Below are 25,341 nucleotides of genomic sequence, written 5' to 3'. Positions count from 1 at the left end.
TGCGTGCGGTGGACGAGAGACGGATACCTCCGGACTCAGGGCGTGTCGGACGGGCGGATCGGATAGTGGGGTGCTTTGGTGCACTCGACGTCCCCGATCTGTCGGTGGAACTGCTGTCGGTCATGTCGGGCGAGGCGGAGGAGGAGATCGCCACCGTGGTCGCACGACTCCTCGCCGCCGGCGAAGTGGCCGAGACGCGACCGGGCTGGTTCGCCCCGGTCGACGATGCCCGACCGGTCGACGGTCGGGCCGGACACGACCCGCGACGGTCGCTCCTGGTCACCCACCTGGCCCGGGTCGCGGTGAGGGTCGCGGTGACGGTGGCGCCGCAGGAGCACGCCGGGTGGCCCGCGGTACACGGCGGCCCGGTGCCCGATCCGGTCGAGGCCGCGCGGTGGACCCGTGCCCACCGCGGTCATCTCGTCGCGGTGTTGTCGCTGGCGGGCACCGCCGGGGTCGACGAACGGCTCTGCGAGCTGGCCTGGGCGTTGTGGGTGTCGACCTCGGCCGACCTGCGGCTGCGCGCCGATGCCGCATGGCGGCGCACCCTGGCCGACTGCGGGGAGCGCGCGGCCAGGACATGGGGCAACCCGGTGATCCTGGCCGGCCTGCTCGAGCGCGGCGGCCGGGTCGCCGCCGAGGCCGGTGACGACGTGCTGGCCGAGTCGCAACTGGTGCGCGCGTTGTCGACGTGGCACCAGGTCCGCGACGAGGCACGGATCGCGACGGTGCTGCGGATGCTGGTGGAGGTGTTCGGGCGGTCGGGACGGTGGCATCGGGCGTTGGACGCGGCGTTCGAACTGGTGGGCGAGCGCCGCCGCGTCGGCGGCGCGGACTCCGCCGACGCGCTGACGCTGCTGGGCGAGGTCATGGTCGGCGCGGGCCGGCCCGAGGCGGCGGTGCGGTATTGGGAGCAGGCCGACCTGGCGTTCCGGGACGCCGACCCGCCGTCGCCGCGGCGGCACGGTCTGCTGCTGGTCGCGCTCGGGCGGCTGCACTGGACCGGCGGCGCACACCCCGTGGCGCTCAGAGCCTGGCACCGGGCCCTGGCGCTGCTGGTGGACGTGGACGACGAGCAGGCCGACCGGGCGAGGGCACTGGTCCGCCTGCGGCCCGGTGACGACCTGCCCGCCTGACCCGTCCCCACCGACGGCGGACCACCCGCTGTAGGAGAAGGGCCACCAGCACGGCCAGTGCGATGATCACGCCGCGACCCGGTATCCACGCGACGGCACGCCGGGCGCGCAGGCCCCGGCGACGTGACGGGTGGTGTCCACGGTTGTGGAAGTCGAGGAGGAGCACGGAAACCCTTCTGCACAGAGCGGGGGACGGGAAAGGCCGGTCGGCGCCCACGAAGGCGGGACGCGTCACGGCCGGAGCGGGTCCTGCAGACTCAACAGGCGGACGAGCTCACGGTTGCAGTAGGCCTTGTTGTACGCCTTGGAATCCAGCGGTTCGAGGATGCCGTCGTTGGCCAGACGCTTGCACAGGTCGATGGCGTTGGTCTTGGACATCCCGTACCGCTCGACGACCTGACGGTGGTTGGTCACCGGCGTGGACACCAACTCCGCCACGATGCGCCGGATGTTGCCCGTGTTACGGCCGGAGATCCTCTTGAGCAGCGCGTCGCGTTCCCTGCCCAGACTGTCGATCAACCACAACTCACGCCGGCACACCTCCAGCACACCGCGGGCGAAGAACTCGATCCACTGCTCGTAGTCCCCCTCGTGCACCACGCGCGAGATGCGCGACCAGTACTCGGCACGGTTGCCGTCGATCCACGTCGAGATCGGCAGCACCTGCCCGTGCAACGTCTTCGAGGCCACCAACTCCAGACCGACATGAATCCTGGCGATGTGCCCGTTGCCGTACCTGAACGGCATCTGCACGGTCAGTTGATAGTGCCCCAGCGCCAGCTTGGCGACCAGGGGAAAGGGCAGGTCCTGGGCGGACCAGTCGACGAACTGCGCCAGCCCGGCGACGCTGTCCGGCCCGGGCGGGGCGGCCAACAGGAAAGCCTCCGGCTCGCCGGGGTCGCCAAGGCACACGTGGCGATCGCGCCACACGTCGTCGACCCCCACATCGCCGCCGGCGAAGGCGGCGGCCTCCCGGCACAACAGCCGCACGTCGATCGGCGCACCGTCCCGGACCGCGTCGAAGGCCGTGTCGCTGGCCCGCAGATACAGCGCGACCTTCGGATTGACCGCGCTGCCCGGCCGCACACCGGGCAACTGCGAGACCAGCACCTCCAGCAGCGCCGCGCTCACTCCGTCCACGTTTGCCGAACTCTGCACCTCGCGTACCTGCGTCGAGCGCACCAACGGCGACCCGGGAGCCGGATCCGTCAATCGGCCCGACGCCTCGTTCAAACGCCCCAGAAACCCCTCCGCCTCCGCACACACCTTGAAGGTCCTCGTCCGCATGGACAGGTCCCCCGGCAGCGGTCGCGGAATGAACGCGCCCTGGGCGCGCAACGAAGCAGGAACATCCTCGTCCTCGCTCACCGAAACCCACGTTCCGGCCTTCGAGGGGTTTGCACTACGCATATCGTGAGCGTCCAGGGCACGGAACAATGTCCACAAACGCGGACTTCCGCCACACCTAGATCAACTTCGCCTCCGCGCACGCACCGTCCGTCAACGCACAACCCGAGCGGGTGACCGCCCCACCACCCATCACGGTGACGGCGTATCCGCAGCTCAAGGGTTGCGCACGGCATACACCTGCCGTTTCAGGAGATCTCCACCGCGACACCACCACACCGGACCCGCGATCGACGAACGCCAGCGCACACGACACGGCACCCTCCCGCCGAATGACAGGACACACAAATTCACCCATTCGGGCCGCCCGCCCACAGCAGACATTGCGGACTGCGACGCACCCGAGGGAAGCGCGGACCGCGTTACACCGCAGGCACCCGCCATACCGTAATAGTGCGGACAGCAGTCCATAGTCCGTCAACTCTCAGTGCTTATCGATGCAGCGCCGGCCGATACAGCATGACGCCGGTCGAAGGATATCGTCAGCGCCCCCGTCACTCTCCCGGGAAGTACGGATTCGGGCGGCTCACGGGTCGCCGGCGTGTCGTACCCGACCGCCGACATCGACGACGCAACCTCAGTTCGAACCAGAGAGACGACCGACGATTCCAGCGATGGCGTGGCCGGCGGGCGAAACCAACGACGGGATCACGGCGAACAGCCACACCCCTGCCGGCTCCGACCACTCGGACACGCATCGGCCGATGGTGGTGCGCTCGACGTTCGGCGTGACAGCGGGGCTTTCCTGGGTGTGACCGGCGGCTTCACGAGCAGCGGCCAGCGGAGTGCGTGGCCGTGCCGCCATCGCACGTCTGCTTGCTCCGGTCTCCCATAGCGCACAGTCCTCGCCCGTTTCCGCAACGTACGACCGGTGGTGCCCCATGCGTGCCCCCGCCGTCGCCCTGCGGTCGGCCACCGACCACCTGCTGCCCGTACACGTTCGGGCGATACAGCCTCCGTCAGGAAATCCCTGATCAGGCGGGGTACCGCCTTGTGGACGCTCTGTTGCCGCCGCACGGCCGCTCTGGTGATCGCGGTGGGCGACGCCGTTGACTGGCCTCCGGCCTGCGGTGGCCGACCCCCGACCGGTCGCCGCAGGCCGTTCCCGATCCCGGACGCCTGACTGTGCGGAAAGCGAGCTTGGTTCAGTGCAGACGCACGAGGTGATGCTGATCGCGATGACGCCGGAGCTGCGGGACGAGGTGTTGCCGTTGCTGCGGGTGCTGCGCGGTAGCCGCTTCTGGCCCGACCACGACGAACCCCGCGGCTTCGACCACCGGGCCGCTCCCCTCAGGACCGAAGTCGTGCGGTGAACGGGCAGTACGCCGTGGTGGCCATGCCGACTCGGCGTCGCCCGCCCGCAGTGCCGCTGCCCGTGGCGGCCCGAACCGTCGACGCTTCCGCGCTCTACGTCGACCACAGCGAGCCGACGCGATACTTGCCCAGTCCGGGAGACCTTCCCCAGCGGGGCTTGCTCCCGAGTTCCCCCGACATCGGCCAGGAGCGCGCCGCGCTGCAAGGACAGCGCTGCGACGACGGGCATCTCGCGCTTCTGGACCGCGTCCTCGAGGCGCTGCGCCGCATCTGACCAGAACGGGCTCTCCATGAACGCCGAGCGCGCCATACGTCCGAGCCGTGAGGTGACCACGTCCGCCCTCCTGGGGGCGTGGGTGGTGCCGCATCCCTCGGAACTGCCCGACCTGCGTATCCAGATGTGCGAGCAGGTACTCCGGCCACCCTGTGGCCGGGAGTTCATGATGCGTGTGGCCGGTGGACGAAGCCCGCTGATCCCGACGATCTCCGGCCCGCCCGAGCAGACCGCCGCCATCGACATCACGGGCGGGATGCTGATGGCGCGCTGCGAGCAGCGACGGCTGCGCCAGGCGCAGCTGTACTGGGTCGACGAGGACATGACCTCGCTGGCGCTCGCGGCAGCGGCAACCCCGTCCCACGAACCGGTCCGGGCCCGTCGGATGCCGGCCGAATCCGGGCTGATGCTGTTCGCCCACCCCATCGGCGGCCTCGATGTCGACCTCGCCGCAGCGTTGACCGGCCCGTGGACCACCGCGGCCCCCGACCTGGACGAGGGACTGCGGCTGACCTTTCCCGTCGTGGGCGTCTCATGGTCGCAGTGGAGCCCGGCCGACCTCGACCTGGACGGAGCACCCCGCAAGATCCGCTGGACACCCCGCACACCACCAGGCGCAGCGCCCTTGCCCCCCGAGTTCGACGGCGTCTGGTTGACCTTCTGGACCACCGGCGGCAAAGGCTGGGACAGCCTCCCCGCCGACCTGCCACTGGCCATCGACACGCACACGGGCGCGACGCTCACCGCTGCCAACCTGGCCGCACGAGAAACCCTCGCGGGATCCGCCCGGCTGCAGACCCACGACGAACTCGTCCTGCCATTCGACCAGCCACTACCCCGACCCCATCAGGACAACGCAAGCCGGTGGGCGCATGTGGTCTACACCGCCTGGCAACTGATGGGACAGACCGGCAACGCCCAGCTCACCGAAACCGAAACCATGCCCCGACCACGCCACGGCCAAAAACGCGACAAACGAGCCGGCATCCTCGGCCCCGGAACCGTGCAGCTGGTGCGGGTGCACACCCGCCACCGGCCCTCGGCACAGGCCACCGCCGAGGACACGGCAGCCTCCCACGGCCGCCGGGCACCGCAATGGAACCGCCGCTGGCCGGTCCGCCCCTACCGGCGCAACACCTGCCTCAACCCGCGCGCCCACGCCGACGGCGGATGCGAACACGAGGAGCGGGTCGTACCCGCCCACATCAAAGGGCCCGCCGACAAGCCCCTCGTCACGACGGACAGGGTGCACATCTGGGACACCCCGCCTCCACTGCAACCGTGAGGCCCCACGACCTCCTCGACCTTCGAAGCTGCCGTGTGCGACTCGTGCAATCACGCCGGCGATGGGACGAGCAGTACCTCGACCTCGCGCCCTGACGGATCGATGTCCGACTCGGCGCGGTTCAGGGCTGTTCCGGCTGGTCAACCGGAACAGGGCTTGTGAGCGCCAAGGTGATGTCGTCGCCCGAGGCACCCACCACGGTGACGCGGTGCGCCACGCGGGCGAGGAAGTTTCGGAAGCTGCGACAGCCGTAGTTGCGCTCGTCGAACGCCGGGTCCAGGGAAGTCATCCTGTTCTTGGCCCACCCGGCGGTCGGGGTGGCGACGGTGGCCTGCTCCGTAACCGTGACCAGCAGGTTCTCGGCGGTGGTGATGTCGAACTCGTCGGCGAGGTGGTCGCCCGGCTCGGGCTCGACCTGCGCGACCAGGGTGCCCCAGTACTTGTACTCCGAGCACACCGACACCAGCCGCGGGCCGGCGTTGGCCTCGGTTCCCACCCCGACCACGTGCTTGCCGAACTCCCGTAGCCGCTGCACCAGCGGGGTGTAGTCGCCGTCGCCCGCGACCAGCACGAACACGCTGACCTCGGGGTGGGTGATCAGGGTTTCCATCGCGTCGACGGCCATCCGGATGTCGGCGGCGTTCTTGCGGACCACGCCGAAACGGACCACCTGGATCAAGTCGACGCCGTTCATCGCCAGGTCCTGCTGATAGCGCCCGAACTGCGGATTCGCCCAGTCCGCGTACGCGCGGCGGATGACCGCGTTGCCGTAGTCCCGGCACAGCCGGGTGATCGCGGCGTACGGCACCGGGTTGGCCCGACCGGGCAGCCCTCGGCCCGCGCCGCAGACCAGGTTTTCGAAGTCCACGTAGACCCCGACCGAGGCGTTGACCTGCTGGGCCCGGCCTTCTGCTGCGAATGCTTGCACCTCCTGCCCATCGACGGCTCCAAACCGCGGCTTGATGCCGCGACCGGCTGAGCACGCCCGCATATTCGCCCTCAGCTCGGTGCCGGCTGACCTCGATCCGGGCCTCGCCGATACCCGTGTACCGGGATTGAACAGCGGTTTTATCGGACGTTCGTCTTCGGCGACAGGGTTCTGTTCGCGTCGTACCGCGCCTCGATCGGCAAGTCTCGAGACCACGAAAGCAAGTCAAACGATCGTGACCTGCGGAAACACGGCTTTCCTTTCGGCGCCACGGTCGGGCAGGCTGCACGCGTCGAGAAGGCGGGTATGGCCTGTGAGCAGCGGTTTCGGAGCGTCCGGAGAGGTCTGAGCGCCTGGTTTGGCGCCTCGACATGCCCGATGGGGAGAGTGGACCGGGCTGGACCAGGGCTTTCTCGCCGAATATGCGCTCGAAGAAGTCGATTGACCAGCAGTGATGCAGGCTCCAGACCATCCTTTTTAGACGGGTGCAACGCGCTGAGCAGGCACTTTACACGCGGTCCGGCTCGCTACAGGCCGTCTGACCAGCGGAATGGGACAGGTTGGGCGCCCCTCGCGGCCACGAGGAACGCCCAACCTTTGAGCCCGAAGTCCACCCGACGTCCATTGAGAAGAGTGCCTTCGGAACCTGTTCGCCCTGCATACGGCCATCGGTGTGCCCGGAGGGCGCCTCCACGGTATGCCGTGCCGTCACCGTCAGTGCCCCTGAACGAGGGCATATGGGACAGGCCGCCCACCCCGTCTGACCAGCGGTAATGGGCAGACGGTCAGCGCTCGCCCCGAGTTTTCCCAGGTAGAGGCGCATTTCCGGCGCATCCAACGCCCTCCTCGCCAAGCCCCAGAAAGTGTGAGGCAGCCCACCTTGATGTCGGCACATCGAATTTCGGTCCAGGTCGGTGTTTGCGTCGGAAAGTCGGTGAAGATGGTGAAGCCCTCGCGGGGCCGTGGCGGCCACCACCAGTCGGTTTGCCCTCGCGATCGGGACTTCACCGTTCACCCGACGTCCAACCCTTTGGAGACCATCCGATGTCCGTGCTTCCGGCACCCTTGGCGATCACGCCTCGCACGAGTTGCGGCGCGACCCCCCTCGTCCAGATCGGCACCTTCACCATCGCCGCGGCGTTCGTCGTCGTCCTGGTGTTGCTCGGCCAACCGCTCACGGGCGCGGCCGGTGTCGCGGCCTGGCTCATCACCACGGCGGTGCGATCGACGACCAACAAGCAGGCGGGCCCTGCGCGTGACGGCGCAGCAAGGTGACCACGATCGACATGCCCGAATCGAACTTCAACCAGCGCGGACCCGGAGGCTTCGGCGCCGGCGGCAGGCGGCCCGACGCGTGGCCGTTGCAGGCCGTGCTGAACAGCCTCTACGAGCAGCCCAAGGACGGGCAGACCTGGACCGACGTGCTGCTCGCCGATCGCACCGGCCTTCCGCTCGAAGACGTGCGAGCCGCCTTCGCCGCCACCCCGCCGCTGGTCGAGTGGGAGGTCTACGCCACGATCCTGCGCGAGCTGTGGGCCGACGACGATGACGTCGCCGTCTGCCAGCGCACCTATCGACAGCTGGCAGAGCATCTCCCGCGGCGCGACGCGCTGCCGCCGGACATCGCCGCTCTCACCACCAAAGCGCTGTTCAGAGACGCGCTGAGGTCGATGAAGGACGAGCTGACCTTTCGGGAGCTCTCGGAGAAGATGCGGAAGCAGAATCCGAAGCACACCTGGGAACGATCGACTCTGAGCAGGTACCTGTCTGAGAGCAACGCGGACGAGCCGTCCTTGCCGGCGCACAAGGACCGCGTACGGGTTTTGCTGGCTGTGTTGTGTGAACACGCCGGACGCCCGAACGACGTCGGGCACTTCCTGATGGCGTGGGAACGTCTACGTTCCGAGCGCAATCGTCCTGTCCGCCGCAGCATCCCCTCGCCGGTGATCAATCGACCGGCGCGGGCCGACGAGACCAGCGGGACGAGTGCGCGAACAACCTCTTCGGTGAACGCCACGCTGCTCGTTGCGCTCCTGCTGGCGGTCGTTGCGCTCATCGTTGTGGTCGTGGTGCTCGGGTAATGCCAACTGGCCGGCGTGCGCGTGCCGTACGAACGCGCACGCCGACAACCAGCGAGCATGTCGAACGCAGCGGCAACTTCACGATCCGCGCTTCCCGAGCGACGCCTCGGGCAGCGCGGGGTCACGGCTCGAAGCGGAAGCCGTAGCTCCGGTCGCCGATGGGAACGCGACCGTAGGGCGAGCTGCGCTGTCGGCGGATGCCTGCGAGGGCCTGGTCGACGAGGACTTCGAGATCGGCGACGCTGCGTCGCTCCAGCAGCATGACGTAGTGCGTGCGTGGAGGCTTGCCTTTGGGTGGTTGCCAGTCGGAATCGTCGTCGATGCGGAGGCAGTGCTCGATGCCGTGTCGGGGACAGGTCCAGACGGCGGGGATCTCGGCGTCGGTCGAGAACGGCACGGTGAACTCGTGCCCTCTGCGGCACGCGAAGCGGACCTGCACCCGCGGTGCCGGCCGTGCCTCGCGATCCGGTTCGCCGGTGGGTGTCCCCAGGCGGTAGCCCCGCAAGACCCGTCTGGGCATCATGATCTCCGCTCGCGTATCGGGTGGGCTGGTGTCGCGAGCCGTTCTCGTGCCCGCTGGCGTCGGGCTATGAGGCTTTGGTTTTGGTCCGGGTAGCGCCGCCGCGCCCGCGCAGCACCACACCGAACCCGGACAGGATCCTTAACCGGATCAAGTGTTGAGGCGATCGACATTGAGTACATTGGCTAGGTTCGTCGTCCGCCATGAGTACGCTTGGCGCGTGGCTTCCGCCCCCCGTTGGCATGCGCTTTCGGCACGGGGAAGGGGTCGGACGGCCGACGACGGACTTCCTGCACCCCCGGCGAGGGTGTCGCGGAGTCGTTCGTCGGTGGTATGGGCCTCAGGTTTTTCGTATCGCGTTATTTGCGTCGATCGTCTCCTCGTCGAACGGCGGTGTATGTCGGGGAGGACGGTTCCGGGTTGTCCGGGGAGCCGGTGTGGTGTGGCGGGTGTCGACGACGGCGACCTCTTCGGGTGATCGTTGACCCGGCTTACCCGGGTCAACGGCATGCCGGGAAGGTCGTGGGCGCAGCCGTGCCATCCACGTGAAACCACCGTCCTGTTCGGGGTAGGAACCGGTCAAGGGCCGATCGCGGCGGCATGGGCCGGCGTGACGCCGTCCGGATCGACGCCGTTGGTTACTTCGCCGCACTTGCCGATCACCGCACGTGCCCGCTGTCACCATGCCGCCGAGCGCACCACGCGGCTGCTTCCGCACAGCGCGGTCAGGGGTGCCGGTCGTGGTCGGGTGGGATGGACTGGGGGAAGGTGAACAGACCGTCGGGGTCGACGGTGGCCTTCACCCGCCGGAGCTTGTGGTGGTTGTCGCCGTGGTAGGCGGTGAGCCAGTCGGTCAGTTCGGGGTCCATGCCGTTGGTGTAGCCGCCGGTGCCCAGGTGCGGTTGCATCGTGGCGTGCACCTCGCGCAGCCAGGTCAGCCGTCGCCGGACGTCGTCCGGGTCGGTGCGCTGGTCCCAGTAGGAGTGGTACTGCACCACGCCGAGCGCCGTGCGGTGCGGGAACGCGGTCGCGGTCGGTGGAAGGTCGGAGACGGCACCGCCGAGCGCTTCGAGGACCAGGCCGCTCGCTCCGCCGCATCCGGGGATGCGGCGGACCGCGGTGGCGAGGTCCTGCGCCGCGGTCGGGGTGATCGGGGTGCGGACGATGTGGGACTTGGCGGCGAAGGCGACCCGTGCGCCCCACGTGCCGCCGCCCCAGCGTTCGGCTTCCGAGGCCGCCTGTGCGTAGCCGCACGGCACGAGGGTGCGCCCGGTCTCGGGGTGGCCGATCGCGGCGACCATGCGGTCCAGCACCGGGTGCAGTTCGGCCGGGGTGCCGGTGAACGTGCCGGTCACCGCGGGTGGTGCGGGGCTGCCCCGGTCGCTGAGCAGTTCGACCACGCTGCGGATCTCGCGTGGGGTGGCGGGGTCGGTGTGCCAGGCGGTCCATCCCCGCAGCAGGGCGGGCAGGTCGCGTTCGGGCCAGGTGAGCAGGAACGTGGTGAAGGACAGGTCCCTGATGTCGGTGGTGGTGAACTCCAGGTCGGTCACCACGCCGAAGTTGCCGCCGCCACCGCCGCGCAGCGCCCAGAACAGGTCGGGTTCGGCTTCGGCGTCGACCCGGCGCAGGCTGCCGTCCGCGGTGACGATCTCCGCGCTGAGCAGGCGGTCGCACGCCAGGCCCCAGGTTCGGGTGAAGGCGCTCATCCCACCGCCGAGGGTGACGCCGGCCACGCCGACCGTGGGGCAGCGGCCCAGCGGCAGTCCGGCACCGGTCGCGGCCAGTGCCAGGTGCGCCTGCCCTGCCTTGGCCCCGGCGCCGATCCGGGCTCGGCCGCCGGCGACCCGGGTGGTGTCGAGGGCGCCGACGTCGAGGACGAGACCCGGGCCGGTGGAGTAGCCGGCGTAGCTGTGGCCGCCGGAGCGCAATGCCAACGGGACTCGGCCGGCGCGGGCGTAGCGCACGCACTCGACGACGTCGTGTGGTGTGGCGGGGTAGACCACCGCCTGTGGGCGCACGGTGTCGAAGCGCTGGTTGACCAGCAGCCGGGCCTGCTCGTAGGCGGCGTCACCCGGTTCCAGCACCAGACCCTCGATGCCCTCGGCGAGGCCGGCGAACCGTCGCCGCCTGTTCGACGGGACGGATCGGGATGTCCTGGCGGCGGTCCTGGCGCGGCGCAGCGCGGTGAGGGCGTGGAGGTCGGCGAGGACGGGGTAGTCGAACGGCAGCGGTCGTGGGCCGACCTGGTCGGGCCGTGAGGTGAAGCCGCCGTCGTCGTCCTGGTGGTCGGTCAGGTACGCGAGGGCGCGTAGCGCGGCCTCGGGCGGGCCGTGGCGTGCCACTGCTGACAGGGCCTGGGCGGTGGACAGCACGTCGCCGGGCTCGTCCGGGGTGTGGCCCCAGCCGCCGTCGGCGTGCTGGGTGTCGACCAGTCGGGCGACCGCGCGCCGCGTCGCCGCTGCCACCTCCGGGCTCGCGGCCAGGTCGGGTGTGGCGTGCAGGGCGTCGAGTGCGCGCTGGATGGCGCTGGACTCGCTGATGGTCCAGCTGCGCTCGAAGGTGCCGTCGGGGCGCTGGGCGGCCAGCACGAAGTCCGCCGCGCGGGTGAGCAGCTCGCGGTGGCGGTCCGGTGCCGGGGCCAGGGCGAGGATGACGCCGGCGGTCATGTCCAGGTCCGGTTGGTCGCCGCGCACCCAGGTCGGGAAGCCGCCGTCGGGGTGGGCGATCACGGTGAGGTAGTCGGTGGCCCGGGACAGAGCCGCCGGATGCCGCGTGGGCATGGTGTTGAGGAATTCCACGCACCTGGTGGTGGTGTCCACGTCGGTCTGGCGCATGCCGGTGGCGAACGGCCAGCCGCCGTCGGGCGCCTGCCAGGACGCGACGAGGTCGGCCATGCGGCGGGTGAGGGGTGCGAGTTCAGGGTGGTGGGTGAACTCCAGCCCGGCGACGGCGGTCAGCCACAGGTCCTGGCTGTCCAGGAACGGCATCCCGCCGTCGTCGTTGAGCGCGAGGGTGAGCCGGAGCAGGCCGTCGGCCACGGCCCGGTCCGTGCGGCGGAAGGTGTGCACGGCGTGCAGGCCCAGCAGGTGGGTGGTGGCGCTGGCCTCCCACAGCAGCCGGTCGCGGCTGCCGCGCAGCAGACCGACGAGCCGGTCGCGGTCGACGTCGGAGACCGTGTGCGGCCGTCCGCACGCGTGCGCGTGGATGATCCTGGTGGCCAGCAGGTGCACGTCGGTGAAGATGGTGATCCCCTCCGGCGGCACGGCCGCCGGTGCGTCCCGGTGATCCAGCGGCGCGCCGCACAGCAGGTGCAGCACCGTGCGCAGCATGACCTCTTTCAACCGGCCCCGGCCCGCGGTGCCCCGACCCGTCATCGCGGGCAGCGCGGCGGCACGCTCGGCCACCCGGGGCGCGGTGTCGCGCGGGTGCAGGCACGCGTCGATCAGCAGGGCGTCGACCGCATCGGCGTCCGGTCGCCCGCGCGTCAGGAAGTCGGTGAGCCGTCGCCGTTCGTGCGGGTGGGAGTCGTCGGCGCGCAGCAGGGCCAGCAGCAGCGCCGACTCCAGCACGCGGCTGCCGCACCGGTCGTCCACCGCGCCCGTGCCGCGCACCGCCACCGCCAGGTGCCGCACCAACGGCCCGATGCCGCGCCCGCCGCTGCCGGGCAGCGCTCCCGGCGCATTGCGGTGCGTCTCCCCCTGCCAGGCCAGCGCCCCGTCGCGGAACCGGCGCAACACCGCGATCCGCTCGGCATCGCCGGTGGCGGCGTCGAAGTCCTCCAGACGACGCTCCAGCATCATCCGCGCCCGCGCGGCGGCCTCCGGCAGGTCGCAGCCGTGCTCGCGGGCCAGCACACCCACCAGGTTCTCCGCGCCCTCGGCCAACTCCCGCTTCGCCGAGGCGATGTCGTTGGCCCACGCGACGATGTCGGCGGTGACGTCACGCAGGTCGTCCAGGTCGGGGTGCACGGACATCGCGCGTTCGACCAGCGCGATCATCGGCAACGCCGTGATGGTGTGCCGGCGCAACGCCAGGTAGTCCGCCAATCCCACCCGCGTGCCGCGGGCGCGCAGCTCGACCTCAGCGCAGGTGGCGTCGGCGAACCGCCGGTACAACCCGACGAACCGCGCCGCCCAGCCGGGTACGGCCCCGATCAGGGTGCGCGGCCACAGCTCCGCCAGCGCCACCGCAGCCGGGTGCCCACTCGACGTGCCGGTTCCCTCCATCACCCCGATCAGCTCGTCCAACAGCGCCCGCACCCGATCGGGTGGGGCCTGCTCGCGGTCGAAGCCGTCGTCGACGACCGCGATGAACGCACTCCACCGCGCGAGCAGTCCCAGCTCCGCCCCTCCGGAGCCGTGCGGCGCCGACCAGCCCGCCATGCGGCCGTGTCCCGTCCTGGCTGTTCCACGCGCGCTGTCCGGGTCGGCGGTCAACCCGACGCGGACGGCCCAGCCGCGTGCCTGCCGCTCGGCGACGTCCCACTCCGGGGCGCAGGTGTGTGACACAGAAACGATCATGCAGCCAACCGGAGTAGGAGTCGATCTGCCGAACGCGTGAACGCCTCGCTCGATCGGCGACAACATGCCGATTCGAAGAGAGCGGTGGGTGACCACCCTGCGTCGCCGACTCGCGTCGTCGGCCTGGCGACGCACGGGACGCTCGGCCTGGCTCGGGGACCTCGGGGTGCGCCTCAGACGAGGGTCCGCCAGTGCTCCGGGACGGGTTCGGGGTGGATGGGCTCGCCGTTGACCCGGTCGTTGTAGAACCAGTGGTGGAACTGCTCGGGCTCGACGATGCGGTTCTGGTAGCCGCGGTAGTTGTCGATGTCGTCCTGCGCGGTCTGGTGGGTGGTGCGGGTGCGGTGGCGGCGCAGGCAGGTGTCGTAGTCCATGCGGTGCAGGTGGATCAGGTACAGGTTCGGGTCCTGGTCGGTGGCGTGGTCGACGCGTTCGTGGAAGCCGCCCAACCAGGTCATCGGTACGCGGGCGAGCAGGGGCTTGGAGTACAGCGGGTTGGCGAACCAGGTGGAACGCTGGGCCAGGACGCCGCGCGCGGGGTCGAGCGGGGGTTCGCGGTCGTGCAGATGCAGGACCTCGTAGCCGGTGCAGTTGACGAAATCCCGGTCGAAGCGGTCGAGGTAGCCGCCGAGATCGCAGAACCGCGGGTCGGGGGCGACGATCTCGTCGACGTCGGTGCTGAGCACGACGTCGTAGCGGTCGATGAGGTCGTGCTGGTGGTGTTGGACGATGTCGCGGTGCCAGTCGCTGCTGAACACCTCGTGGTGGATCGGGGTGCGCACGAACCGGTCGTCGGGTCGCGCGTCGGCCGGCGGCTGGTGGTGCAGGACGTGGATGTCCTCCGGGGCGAAGAAGCGGGAGTAGTAATCCAGCCAGCGGGGGAAGAAGTCCGGTTCGTCGCGGACGAGGGTGAGCACGGCCCGGGTGTTGCGGCGGCGGGTGGCCGGTCGCAGCGACCAGCGTTGTTGGGGGCCGTGCCAGAAGTCGTGTTGGGCGAGTCGGGGTTCGTGGTCGGTGTCGGCGTTCCACAGGTCCAGGTACTTGCCGCTGGCGAGGTTGGCCAGGGCGTGTTCGCCGGCGCGCAGCGGCACCAGCCGCCAGTGCTGGTGCCGCTGTGGTTCCTGCGGTGACGCGAGCACGACCTCGGCGCCGTTGTGCCCGGCGGCGCCGGCTACCGACAGCAGCATGCCGGTGGCGGTGTTCTTCACCACGACGGTGTGCCGGGCGGCGGGAACGGGTTCCAGGCACCAGTGCTGTGCCGGGTCGTCGGCGTCCGGCCAGCCTTGGCGAACGCGTGCGCCGTCGGCGCCGAGGGCTTTGCCGCTGGCGGTGTTGACCAGCATGAGCGGGACGTGCAGGGGCGCGGCCATCAGATGCGCTCCAGCCGCCAGTGCTGGTTGTGCCTTTCCCGGTAGGTGGGGTAGTCACCCCAGTAGAAGTACTGGAAGACCGGGGCGTCGCGCTGGGTGCTGCCGCCCTGGATGTCCAGGACCTTGCCGGTGTGCAGGTTCTGGATGCGGGAGACCGCGCCGGTGGCGGCGGAGGAGCCAGCGGGGATGATCAGCCACTCCTTGTGCGGGCCGCCGGGGTCGTCGCGGGTGAGGACCTCGTCGCCGTCGTCGTGGGACATCCCGACGACTTCCAGGTACCGGTTGCGGGCCGGGTCGCAGTTCTTGATGCGGTAGCCGCCACCGGGGACCGCGATCAGCTCCCAGTGCTGCGCCTCCAGGCCGCTGTAGTCGTTCTGGTCGACGTTGGCGCCGTCACCGGTCCAGTTCGGGTCGTCGAGCTGGAGGTAGAGGTCGCTGAGGATGCTCTGGATCTTGTACTTGCCCGACAGGTCCGGCACGGTGATCTTCACCGTGGTCGAGCCGGTCGTCACGCCGTCGACGATCACCTCGACCTCGCCCCGCATCGACATCTCCCGGGTCGCCGGTGTGCCCGACGGGGCGGTCGCAGCGGGGAACTCCAGCCCGAAGTCCAGGGCGCTCGGAGGGGCGCCGGTGAAGGGGCCGAAGCCGCCGACGGGGTGGACGTGCACGAACGGGGCGATGGTCCGGTCCGGGACGAGGCTGACGTTGCCCAGGGTGGTGATGCCGGCGGTGCCGAGGTCGATGATCGTCTGGACCACCGTGGCGGGGGTGATGCCGTCGCGGTACTGCCCGCCGGTCGCGGCGGCGATCCGCGAGCCCTGTCCGGCCATCCCGCCCAAGACGCCGCACAGGCTCTGGTAGACGGTGCCGCCGGACACCGGCACCGGGTCGGCGTTGAGCCCGGTGTTCGCGCCGCCCGACGCGGTGCTGATGGCCAGCACGAAGATGCCCTGCGCCTGGAGCTCGGCGGTGACCGACGGTTCGGTGATGTCGTAGGTCAGGCCCGTCACGGCCTGGCAGATCGGGTCGTGACCGGGCGCGTCGCCGATCCAGACGACGATCCGCTTGGCGTCGGCGCGCCAGCCGGTCGACCCACCCGGCGGCTGCGCGAGCTGGTCGAAGGCGTAGAACTGGCCTTCGGCGACGGTGCTGCCGCCGCCCGCCGCCGTCCAGGCGCGGATCCCGCCCGCGGCCGTGCCGGGCGCGGGCCCCAGGGGCACCTGATTGCGGAAGCGGTCGGGCTGGGGGTCCTCCATGTCCAGGTAGTTGCCGACGCCGAAGTGGACGTCCGCGCCCACCCCGTTCGCGGCGGTCACCAGGCGGTTGAGGATGTCCTCGACCTGGGCGCTCACCGCGCCGATGATGCTCCCCATGCTGCCGGTGTTGTCCGCCAGGAAGTAGACGTCGACCCTGGGAATCACCCCGCTGCCGGGCAGTCGGACCTCGACCCGCTCCCGATGGCCACCGGTCGAGTGGGGATTCGTGGTCACGTCGATGTTGTTCGGGGAGAGTTGGGCGGTGCTAGGCATGCTGTGGTTCTCCTGATCTCGCCGTCGGACCGCCCCTACGGGGTGCGGCGTGCGTCACCGTCGGTCGTGTCAGGCACGTTCCAGGACCCAGTGCTGGTTGTGCTTCTCCTGGTGGGTCGGATAGTCGCCCCAGTAGCCCTGCTGACTCACCCTCGCGTCGGGGTCGAGGCTTTGGTTCTTGACATCGAGGACCTTGCCGGAGTGCAGGTTCTGGATGCGGAACACCGGGCTGCCGCTCATGGAGACCCCGGCGGGGATGAACAGCCACTCCTTGTGCGGGCCGCTGGGGTCGTCGCGGGTGAGGACCTCGGCACCGTTGTTGGTCGACATGCCGACGACTTCCAGGTACCGGTTGCGGGCCGAGTCGCAATTCTTCATGCGGTACCCGCCGCCGCTGACCGGGATCAGCTCCCAGCACTGCGCGTCCAGGCCGGTGTCGGTGTTCTGGTCGACGTTGGCGCCGTCGCCGTTCCAGTTCGGGTCGTCGAGCTGGAGGTAGAGGTTGCTCAGGGTGCAGCGGATCTTGTAGCGGCCGCTCAGGTCGGGCACGGTGACCTTCACCGTGATCGATCCGGTGGACACGCCGTCCACGACCACCTCGACCGCACCCTGCACCGACTGCTGCACGGTGACCGTGCTCGCGGCGCCGGGTTTGGCGCTGGGGAACTCCAGGTCGAAGTCCAGGACCTGCGCGGTCGTGCCCGGGAAGGGGCCGTAGCCGGCGGGCTGGATGTGCACGAACGGCGCGATCACCGGGTCCGGCACGAGGCGCAGGTTGCCGATCGTGCTGATGCCGGTGGTGCCCAGGTTGATGATGGTGTCGACGATCGTGACCGGGGTGATGCCCTCGGCGTAGGTGCCGCCGGTCACGGCGGCAATCCGGCTGCCCTGCCCCGCGGCCCCGCCGATGGCGCAGTTGCCCACGTACGGGCTGCCGTCCGACACCGGCTTCGGGTCGGCGTCCAGACCGGGACCGCTCGAACCCGAGGGGGTGCTGACCGCCAGCACGACGATGCCCTGCGCCTGGAGCTTGGTGATCACCGAGGTTTCGGTGATGTCGTAGGTCAGACCCGACACGGCCTGGCAGATCGGGTCGTGGCCGGGCGCGTCGCCGATCCACAGGATGATCCGCTTGGCGTCGTTGCGCCAGCCGATCGATCCGCCCGGCGGCTGCGCGAGGTGGTCCAAGGCGAAGAACTGGCCTTCCGCGGTGGTCGTGCCGCCGGCGACGTCCCATGCCCGGATACCGCCCGCGGCAGCCGTGGAGTCGGAGGTCAGCGAGACCTGGTGGTGGAAGCGCTGGGACACCGGGAAACCCATGTCCCGGTAGTTGCCGACACCGAACCGCACGTCGGCCCCCACCGTGCCCGCCTCGGTCACCAGCCGGTTGAGGATCTCCTCGACGCGGGCTTTGACGGCGTTGATGATGCCGCTCATGCTGCCCGTGCTGTCGACGACGAAGTAAACGTCGATCTTGGGGATCACGCCGCTTCCGGGCAGCTGCACCTGCACCGGCTCCCGGTGACTCGCCGTCGAGTCGGGGTTGGTCGTGATCTCGATGTTGGACAGTGAGAGCGGTGTAGTGGTGGGCATGGTGTAGCGGCCTCCTCGTCCGTGGTCCACGGGTCTCCGCACAGTGGGGGACCTCCAACCGAGGATCACAATTCCGGCCCCGGAATGGAATGACCGGACCGGCCGGTCAACCCGAAGGTGTGCAGTCCCGCCGCCGAATGCTCGAAGGGCGGGGAATCACTCGTGCAGGGCATCGACGTCGACACGCAGACACCGCGAGACGTACGCCGGCACCGACGGTCTCGGCCATGCCGGTGATTCCGTCCCCCGCCGAGGGGACATCCGGAACGGATTATCGCCTCGCCTTCACCGTCAGCGATACCGCCGTCGACACCGCTCTGCACCTGATCGGGGCATGCCGGATGTGCGTGCCGGACAACGGTGCTGTGTAGTGGGACCAGACATGGGGAGGGTTATGTCCCTGATGGCCAGTACCGGTATCGGCGCGGTCCTGCTGACAGTGTCGGCCTTGGTTCGGATTGGATTGGGAGCGTGCTCGAATGGAGCCACAACAAACACATCTGAGAGTAGTGACGGAAGACAATGGGACAACCTCGGGCCGCTTTACGAAAGAAGGATGGTCAGTATTCCCGAGCAGTGTGTCGATGGTGATTCCGGCGCACAACGAGGAAGCGTCCATTGCGGACACCATCCGGTCCTGCCGCGCGCAGAGCTATCCGATTGACCAGATCATCGTGGTCGCGGACAACTGCTCCGACCGCACCGCTGAGATCGCCCGCGCCATGGGAGTGGTCGTCCTTGAGGGCGAGGGCGGGTCGAAGGCGTCGGCGCAGAACATGGCCCTGTCCCGGATCACCAGCGACGCCGTCGTCGCGCTCGACGCCGACGCCACCCTGTCACCTCGCGCTGTGGAACAGATGATGGACACCCTGCGCCGCGGCTATGCCGGGACCTGCCCGTCGGCGCTGCCCGCCGACACCAGCACCCCCTACAGCCGCTACCGCACGCTCTACCACGCCATCGCCAACGGCTGGGTCCGTCCACTGCAGGACGTGTTCAGCCGCCAACTGGTGCTCAGCGGCATGGCCAACTGCCACCTCACCGAGGTGCTGCGCACGGTCGGCGGCTACCCCGACGACAACATCACCGAGGACTTCAACCTCACCTGGACCCTGCACCGCCTCGGCCACCGCGTCGGCTTCACCCCCGAGGCGGTGGTCTACACCCAGGAACCCACCTCGCTCACCGAACTGCTCTCGCAGATGCACCGCTGGACCGCCGGGTTCGCCCAGACCATGGTCAAGCACCGGGCCCCGGCGATGGACGGCGGATCGTTCATCGTGGTCACCTCCCAGGTGATCGACTCGCTGATCGGCGGACTGGCCACCTGCAGCCTGCTGCCATACCTGGCCCGGCACGGCCTGGTGCGCGGCCTGCGCAGCTGGTGGAGCCCGCTGTGGGTGATCATCTCCGCGGCGTCGGTCGCCGTGGCCGCGCGACAGCTGGGGTGGCGTACCACCTTCAAGTGCCTGCCCAGCTGGCTGGCCCTGCAGTACCTCACCGGCCCGCTGACCGCTTGGTGGCTGTTCCGCGAATGGGTGCTGGGGCGCAGCCTGACCACCTGGACCGGCCGACACGGCCGCCGACCGGCATTGACCCCCATGACCAGGCGACGCAAATTCCTGCTCTCGACCGGAGCGGTCGCCACGGCGCTGCTCGGCGCGCGGGCGCTGCACCGCCGCTCAACGGCCCCTGCGGCGCAGCAGCCTCGGTGCCGGTGACACCGCGCCGGTCAGGTCCGCGGCCGGGAACCGGCGGTGGAAATCGCGCAGCTGCCACTCGTACGCCTGGGCCGCACGGGCCAACAGCACGCCCCGCCCCCGCGCTCCCACGTCCTCTTCGGAGTTCACCACGCGATCGCACCACGCCCGCACCGCCGCCTCCACCAGCATCGACACCCCCACCGCCGCGTGCCCCGCACAGCGGCGTGCCGCACCGCGCTCCGGCACGGCGTCCACCAGGCGCTGCAGCACCTGCCGCACCGCCACCGCCGTGACCGCCTGGGACAACCAGTTCGCCCCCACCCCCGCCGCCAACGCCCTGCTCCGCCCCCGCGCCCGTCCCGGGTGACCGGCGGCCTCCCGCAACACCTGCGGCAGCACCGACAACAACGGCACCACCGCCTGCCTCCCGGCGTCCTCACTCGCGACGCTGACCGGGACCAGCGCGGTCGACACCATCCCGCCGGGCCGCCCCGAGCAGCGCCGGAGCACGGCCGCGAAACCCGGAACGGTCAGCAACGCCTCGCGCACCCGCGACAACGGGACCCGACCCTCCAGCAGGTCCCACTTGGTCACCACGAACCGCACCGCCCTGCCCCGGCCCGCGGCCAGCTTCCACACCCCGGCCATGTCCCGCTCGAAGCCGTCGCGGTCACCGTCGAGCAGCTCCGCGACCCGTCGTCCGTCCAGAACGCACAGCACCGCGTCGGCCGCGCGGACCCGGGCCGCCAGAGCACGGCCGACCGGATGCCGTCCCCCCGCCGCCATCGCGACGTCGCCGTCGTAATCGACCAACCGGATCTCGAACAACGGCCCTCCGCCCTCCGGCACCGCCTCGAACCACAAGTCGGTCAGCGCCTGCCGCCCACCACCCGCGGGTTCGCCAGCACCGCCGGTCCGCATCGACAGCCACGCCTCCTCCAAGGCGAGGGCGGTCACCGGGTGGGGCCGCAGCGACGGCGCCGGAGCCGACTGCCACTGCTCCAATCCCTGTCTCATCGCGGCCAACAGGCAACTCTTGCCCGCACCCGCCGGACCGACCGGAACGATGTCGAGGAACACCACACCCCGCACCGTAACGACCATCCGACCAACCCGTCAGTCCCGGCCGACCCCCACCGCACTCACGGCACTCACCCGCAGCCACCCCCCGTCCCCCGTTCAGGTCACCGGCACACCTCCGAGGAGGAACCACGCGACAGCCCCGGTACACGTGCGCTCCGGAAGTTCGCATCAAGGCGCGCGGGAATGACGCCATCGAGGGAATTTCGCAGCCGACAGCGGTCCCAGGGCCCGACGCCTCCCACCCCATGGCAAGCCGCCAACCCACACGCCACCGAACCATGACCGCCGATCCGCAAGCGGTCGTCACGCGGGCTCGACCACGACAAGATCCGGGCACCGCGCCGCCTCAGCGTCCAGAACCTCGTGTTCGACCGGGTCGACCGCCAGAGCCCACCGGATCTTCACCGTGACCCAGTCGGTGATATAGCGGCATACTGCGGGATCGTGCGGCGGCAGCCAGGTGGAGGGGTCCTGATCAGCCTTGCTGCGGTTGGACCGTGCGGTCACCGCCACCAGCGCCGCCGGCTCGTCCAGATCGTTGGCGTAGTCCTGTCGCCGCTGCGTCGTCCAGCCGAAGGCCCCGCTGTCCCACGCCTCGGCCAACGGCACCATGTGGTCGATGTCTAGACCACGCGCGTTGTCCACCTCGACATCGTCGTAGTAGGAGTGCCAGCGCCCACCGACCAGCGTGCACCGACCCACGGTTTCCGGTGCCTCGACCGACTCGACCAGCAGCACCTCGGCACGGGTGTGGCACCCGTCGTGATCCGCATCGACCCAGTGCTTGAACAAGTCGCGGTCGTAGCCGTCCCGCTGCTCGTCGGCCACGACCAGCCGTGCCACCGCCTCCCGTAGCGGAATCCGCTCAGCCGGCTCTGCGGCGTGCGCCACGTCCGGCACGACCATCGCTGCCGACAGCACTCCCGCCGCCGTCACCATCCGCGACCACAACCGCATACCACCGCACCTCCGTTCAGTCTCTTGGCGCATTCACATGGGCAGTACCGGTCGCTGGCAGCAGCGGCCCGACCGGCATCGCCAACGCCGCCGCAAGGTCACCGCGATCGCCACCACCCACGCAGCCCGCGTGGGCGACGACTCGTCACCTCGATCCCGACCGCGCTGGAGGAGCAGACCGTCGTCGTTCCGGGCACCGCCGCTGCAGACACGGTGCTGCTCCGCCTGGCCGACAGCCTCGAGATTGTTCTCCTGCAATGCAAACCGGTCGCGCCGTGGTCGAGGGGATACTCGATGCCCACCCTCCCGCTGGGTCCTGATCTCGATGCCGGGCATCGGGTCAGGACCGCCGCCCGCATCCTGCTCAAGATCGGCGACGCCTTCGGGTTCATGGGCTTCGCTCGCCCTGGCCACCTCCGCCGGCGTCGCCACGGTCACCCGCATCTCCGGGAGCACCATCAAGGGCGAGCACCCGGCCCGCATCGGCAACCGCAAACTCAGACGCTCGTTCTCCCTCACCACGTTCGCCGACCTCTCCAATCCAACCAGCAGCGCCTGCTACCAGCGCAAACGCGATCAGGGGACGAAACACAACGCCGCACTGACCGAACTCACCCACCGCCGCTGCGACGTCCTGTTCGCCAGGTTCTACGACAAGACCCACTACCGAAGACACCGCGAACCCGGTCGACCCGACTGCGGCTCGACAACCACATAGGGACACCCCGGCAGCCCTGCGCCGGGGCCCGACCACCGCCCGAGTCACCTCGATCCGAACGTCGCCGCCGACTCCATCGACCCACCCCGGACACCGCGCCTCGCGCGAGCGGGCTCGTCCAGGACGCTGCCCACGCCCATATCGACGACCGCGCGCATCCGCGGGATCACGTCCGGGCGAGGGCGGCGCGATGCCGCACGGAAGTCATCCGGTGGTGTCAGCGGCCGGGTCGTGCGCGGTGCTCGCGTACGGCGAGCGGACGTCCTTGGAGGTGGTGTCCGTTGAGTTCGGCGATCGCGACGTCGGCTTTAGCCCGGGAGGCCATCTCCACGTAGCCGAAGCCCCGGGACCCGCCCGTCTCGGCGTCACGTTCGACGGCCACGTCGACGACCTCCCCGTACTGGACGAAGGCGTTTCGGAGTCCTTCGTCAGTGGTCTCGGTTGCCAGGTTGCCCACATACAGCTTGATTGCCATCACTGTCTCCTCGTTGTCGAACGGCAGCGATCGTTGTCGGGGACGACGGCCCCCGGCCCTTCGGGGGTACGTGGTGTGATGTGACCGGTGTCGGCGTCGGCGACCCGACCGGGTGACGGTTCACCCGACACGTCCGCTCGTGCCCGTGGCCGGTGAGGCATGCAAAGATCGTCGCGGCGCTCCGGTCGGACCGTGCACGCCGCGCACGGCCCTGGCGGGTGCATCCTGCATCACACCGGATGGCCGTCACTCCGACAGGGACACGATGAGCTTGGTGTCGGTCGTCCTGCCCTCCCGCACGATGTCCAACACCAACCGCTGCTCGCCCCCGCTGCGGTCGGTGCGCAGGTTCCATCGATGGCCCGGAACGAACAAAGCAATACCGTCCCGCAGGTTGCCGACGGCACTGAACCCGTGCGGGCCGCGGGAACCCTCCAGCTCCGCCATGGACATCGAGTCGTCGACGGAGATCCGCAGCAGGGGAAGCTCTCCGGCCTCGGTAGACACCCGGTCGTGTGGGAAGAGCACCCTCATTCGTCCGGTGTCCCGGTCGTAGTGCCGCCAGACGTACAGGGATCCCTGCTGGTCGTAGACCAACGCCGCGGCGGTGTCGCCGCCCGTCTGCTGAACGCTGCATCGGCCTTACCTCCCGGTGATAATCGGCTCACCGGCCACGTTAGGTGCCACTCCGCCCGTAACGGAAACAAGCCACACGATGGAATGAAACACCGCGCCGGCATACCCGGCCCGTCACCGCCGACCTCCGGTGCGGTGCCGGACCGCTCACCTCACCGCAAGCGCCACCGGCATTCCACGCCGCTACAGGCCAGCTCGAAGGGTCTGTCAAACGAGTGGTGTAACTCGGGTTGAAGAGGGTTACTTGCGTCCGGCGGTTAGGCGGCCGTCGAAGGCGATCTCGAAGGCGTTCAGGGCGGGCTTCCAGCGCATCATCCAGCGTTTGCGTCCGGTGCCGGTCGGGTCCAGGCTCATCACCGCGAGGTAGACGCATTTGAGCGCGGCCTGGTCGTTGGGGAAGTGGCCGCGGGCCTTGACCGCGCGGCGGATGCGGGCGTTGACGCTCTCGATGGCGTTGGTCGAGCAGATCACCCGCCGGATCTCGACGTAGAAGGCGAGGAAGGGCACGAACTCGGCCCAGGCGTTGTCCCAGAGCCGGACGATGGCCGGACAGCGGTTGCCCCAGACGTCGGTGAACTCGGCGAACCGCTCCTCGGCGGAGGCCTCGGCGGGGGCGGTGTAGACGGGTTCGAGGGCCTTGGCGATGGTGGCCCAGTGCTGGCGGCCGGCGTAGCGGAAGCTGTTGCGCAGCAGGTGGACGATGCAGGTCTGCACGATCGTGCGCGGCCAGACCGTGGTGACCGCGTCGGGCAGGCCGGTCAGCCCGTCGCAGACCAGCATCAGCACGTCGGCGACGCCGCGGTTGCGCAGCTCGGTGAGCACGTGCAGCCAGTACTTGGCGCCCTCGCCGCCGTCCCCGGCCCAGATCCCGAGGATGTCGCGGTGGCCCTCGCAGGTCACGGCCATCGCCATGCAGATCGGCCGGTCGGCCACCTGGCCATCACGGATTTTCACGTGGATGGCGTCGATGAACACCACCGGATAGACCGGGTCCAGCGGCCGGTTCTGCCACTCGACCATGCCTTCCACGACCTTGTCGGTGATCGTGGAGATCGTCTGCCGCGACACCTCGGCGCCGTGGACCTCGGCCAGGTGCGCGGAGATCTCACCGGTGGTCAGGCCCTTGGCGAACAGCGAGATGACCATCTCGTCCACGCCGGTGAGCCGCTTCTGCCGCTTGGCCACGATCCGCGGTTCGAACTCGGCGTTGCGGTCGCGCGGCACGTCGATCTCCACCGGTCCCACGTCGGTGAGCACGGTCTTGGAGCAGGTGCCGTTGCGCGAGTTGCCCGTGCCCCGGCCAGCGGGGTCGTGCTTGTCGTAGCCCAGGTGGTCGGTGATCTCGCCCTCCAGGGCGGACTCCAGCAGCCGCTTGGTCAGAAGCTGGAGCACCCCGCCCTCGCCGGTGAGCTTCAGGCCACCGGCCCGGGCCCGGCTGACCAACCGGTCGACCAACTGCTCGTCCAGGCCGTCCAGGCCGTCCAGGGCGGTCTCGGGCTTGGCGTCCTCAGCGTTCTCCACGTCGGACATCATCTCGGTCATCAGGTGCGTATCCTTGATCAGGAGTTACACCACTCGTTTTACAGTCCCCGTGCTGGCAGTGATTCGCAGCCAGGTCCATGATCCGAGCGTTCTCCCGACCCAGCTCGAGATACCTGGCGATCTCTGCCTCGTCCAACCGTCCACTCCCGTTCATGGGCCACGCCGACACCATCAGTCTGACGCACACCACCGACAAATTCCGACCAGCAAGGATGCCGCCAGCCCTTCGGCACCCTTCAAGGTTTTCCAGGCACGCCAACCCATGCC

The 25,341-nt window shown here is 69.7% G+C and carries 20 protein-coding genes and 1 pseudogene; 9 read left to right on the top strand and 12 right to left on the bottom strand.

The window, feature by feature from the left end; genetic code table 11:
• Positions 1-104 precede the first annotated feature (104 nt).
• Complete coding sequence (locus tag AB0I60_RS04895) at positions 105-1,136, top strand: hypothetical protein (protein ID WP_360725896.1); 1,032 nt, start codon at positions 105-107, stop codon at positions 1,134-1,136.
• Positions 1,137-1,367: 231 nt separating this feature from the next.
• Here AB0I60_RS04895 and AB0I60_RS04890 read toward each other — a convergent pair whose 3' ends face one another.
• Positions 1,368-2,504: a hypothetical protein gene (locus tag AB0I60_RS04890; RefSeq protein ID WP_360725895.1), complete on the bottom strand. Its 1,137-nt coding sequence runs from the start codon at positions 2,502-2,504 to the stop codon at positions 1,368-1,370.
• 653 nt (positions 2,505-3,157) lie between these two features.
• Here AB0I60_RS04890 and AB0I60_RS04885 point away from each other — a divergent pair.
• The 4 genes from AB0I60_RS04885 (at position 3,158) to AB0I60_RS04870 (ending at position 5,416) form a co-directional block, all read left to right on the top strand.
• Positions 3,158-3,298 carry a hypothetical protein gene (locus AB0I60_RS04885; RefSeq protein WP_360725894.1) on the top strand — a complete coding sequence of 47 codons (141 nt, stop codon included), beginning with the start codon at positions 3,158-3,160 and terminating at the stop codon, positions 3,296-3,298.
• A 393-nt stretch (positions 3,299-3,691) separates the two neighbouring features.
• Positions 3,692-3,856, top strand: a complete 165-nt coding sequence (locus tag AB0I60_RS04880) for a hypothetical protein (protein ID WP_360725893.1) — start codon at positions 3,692-3,694, stop codon at positions 3,854-3,856.
• Positions 3,853-4,131 carry a hypothetical protein gene (locus AB0I60_RS04875; RefSeq protein WP_360725892.1) on the top strand — a complete coding sequence of 93 codons (279 nt, stop codon included), beginning with the start codon at positions 3,853-3,855 and terminating at the stop codon, positions 4,129-4,131. Before AB0I60_RS04880 ends, AB0I60_RS04875 begins: the two co-directional genes overlap by 4 nt.
• Before the next feature lie 16 nt (positions 4,132-4,147).
• The gene (locus AB0I60_RS04870) at positions 4,148-5,416 is read left to right on the top strand and encodes a hypothetical protein (protein WP_360725891.1); all 1,269 of its coding nucleotides are present in this window, start codon (positions 4,148-4,150) and stop codon (positions 5,414-5,416) included.
• A 121-nt stretch (positions 5,417-5,537) separates the two neighbouring features.
• Here the strand turns inward: AB0I60_RS04870 and AB0I60_RS04865 are convergent, their stop codons facing one another.
• Entirely contained in the window at positions 5,538-6,344 is an 807-nt protein-coding gene (locus AB0I60_RS04865; RefSeq protein ID WP_360725890.1) for an NYN domain-containing protein, read from the bottom strand.
• Between the two features lie 1,044 nt (positions 6,345-7,388).
• Between AB0I60_RS04865 and AB0I60_RS04860 the strand changes: the two genes are divergently transcribed.
• Both AB0I60_RS04860 and AB0I60_RS04855 read left to right on the top strand, forming a co-directional pair.
• Entirely contained in the window at positions 7,389-7,619 is a 231-nt protein-coding gene (locus AB0I60_RS04860; protein ID WP_360725889.1) for a hypothetical protein, read from the top strand.
• Positions 7,616-8,425 carry a hypothetical protein gene (locus tag AB0I60_RS04855; RefSeq protein WP_360725888.1) on the top strand — a complete coding sequence of 270 codons (810 nt, stop codon included), beginning with the start codon at positions 7,616-7,618 and terminating at the stop codon, positions 8,423-8,425. Before AB0I60_RS04860 ends, AB0I60_RS04855 begins: the two co-directional genes overlap by 4 nt.
• A 121-nt stretch (positions 8,426-8,546) precedes the next feature.
• Here the strand turns inward: AB0I60_RS04855 and AB0I60_RS04850 are convergent, their stop codons facing one another.
• The 5 genes from AB0I60_RS04850 to AB0I60_RS04830 all read right to left on the bottom strand — a co-directional run bounded on the left by AB0I60_RS04850 (position 8,547) and on the right by AB0I60_RS04830 (position 17,960).
• Entirely contained in the window at positions 8,547-8,945 is a 399-nt protein-coding gene (locus tag AB0I60_RS04850; RefSeq protein ID WP_184671041.1) for an RNA polymerase-binding protein RbpA, read from the bottom strand.
• Between the two features lie 725 nt (positions 8,946-9,670).
• Positions 9,671-13,453: an FAD-binding protein gene (locus tag AB0I60_RS04845; protein ID WP_360725887.1), complete on the bottom strand. Its 3,783-nt coding sequence runs from the start codon at positions 13,451-13,453 to the stop codon at positions 9,671-9,673.
• A gap of 185 nt (positions 13,454-13,638) precedes the next feature.
• Positions 13,639-14,835 carry an RICIN domain-containing protein gene (locus AB0I60_RS04840; RefSeq protein WP_360725886.1) on the bottom strand — a complete coding sequence of 399 codons (1,197 nt, stop codon included), beginning with the start codon at positions 14,833-14,835 and terminating at the stop codon, positions 13,639-13,641.
• The gene (locus AB0I60_RS04835; RefSeq protein WP_360725885.1) at positions 14,835-16,367 is read right to left on the bottom strand and encodes an RICIN domain-containing protein; all 1,533 of its coding nucleotides are present in this window, start codon (positions 16,365-16,367) and stop codon (positions 14,835-14,837) included. The genes AB0I60_RS04840 and AB0I60_RS04835 overlap by 1 nt, the downstream gene beginning before the upstream one ends.
• 69 nt (positions 16,368-16,436) lie before the next feature.
• Positions 16,437-17,960: an RICIN domain-containing protein gene (locus tag AB0I60_RS04830; RefSeq protein ID WP_360725884.1), complete on the bottom strand. Its 1,524-nt coding sequence runs from the start codon at positions 17,958-17,960 to the stop codon at positions 16,437-16,439.
• A 479-nt stretch (positions 17,961-18,439) separates the two neighbouring features.
• Here AB0I60_RS04830 and AB0I60_RS04825 point away from each other — a divergent pair, with 479 nt between their 5' ends.
• Positions 18,440-19,681, top strand: a complete 1,242-nt coding sequence (locus AB0I60_RS04825; RefSeq protein WP_360725883.1) for a glycosyltransferase family 2 protein — start codon at positions 18,440-18,442, stop codon at positions 19,679-19,681.
• Here AB0I60_RS04825 and AB0I60_RS04820 read toward each other — a convergent pair.
• Complete coding sequence (locus tag AB0I60_RS04820) at positions 19,643-20,680, bottom strand: hypothetical protein (protein ID WP_360725882.1); 1,038 nt, start codon at positions 20,678-20,680, stop codon at positions 19,643-19,645. The two genes, AB0I60_RS04825 and AB0I60_RS04820, sit on opposite strands and share 39 nt — an antisense overlap.
• A gap of 369 nt (positions 20,681-21,049) precedes the next feature.
• On the bottom strand, positions 21,050-21,685 hold the full coding sequence (locus tag AB0I60_RS04815) for an HNH endonuclease family protein (protein ID WP_360725881.1): 636 nt from the start codon (positions 21,683-21,685) through the stop codon (positions 21,050-21,052).
• A 138-nt stretch (positions 21,686-21,823) separates the two neighbouring features.
• Between AB0I60_RS04815 and AB0I60_RS04810 the strand changes: the two are divergent.
• Positions 21,824-22,421: pseudogene (locus tag AB0I60_RS04810) on the top strand (transposase); the annotation flags it as partial.
• 217 nt (positions 22,422-22,638) lie between these two features.
• Here AB0I60_RS04810 and AB0I60_RS04805 read toward each other — a convergent pair.
• The 3 genes from AB0I60_RS04805 to AB0I60_RS04795 form a co-directional block, all read right to left on the bottom strand.
• Positions 22,639-22,896 carry an RNA-binding protein gene (locus AB0I60_RS04805; RefSeq protein WP_360725880.1) on the bottom strand — a complete coding sequence of 86 codons (258 nt, stop codon included), beginning with the start codon at positions 22,894-22,896 and terminating at the stop codon, positions 22,639-22,641.
• 246 nt (positions 22,897-23,142) lie between these two features.
• Positions 23,143-23,493 carry a hypothetical protein gene (locus tag AB0I60_RS04800; protein ID WP_360725879.1) on the bottom strand — a complete coding sequence of 117 codons (351 nt, stop codon included), beginning with the start codon at positions 23,491-23,493 and terminating at the stop codon, positions 23,143-23,145.
• Positions 23,494-23,772: 279 nt separating this feature from the next.
• Positions 23,773-25,074: an IS256 family transposase gene (locus tag AB0I60_RS04795; RefSeq protein ID WP_360725878.1), complete on the bottom strand. Its 1,302-nt coding sequence runs from the start codon at positions 25,072-25,074 to the stop codon at positions 23,773-23,775.
• Between the last annotated feature and the right edge of the window lie 267 nt (positions 25,075-25,341).

Source organism: Actinosynnema sp. NPDC050436 (assembly GCF_040655415.1).
Taxonomy (GTDB): domain Bacteria; phylum Actinomycetota; class Actinomycetes; order Mycobacteriales; family Pseudonocardiaceae; genus Actinosynnema.
This window is presented reverse-complemented; position numbering and strand designations above follow the sequence as displayed.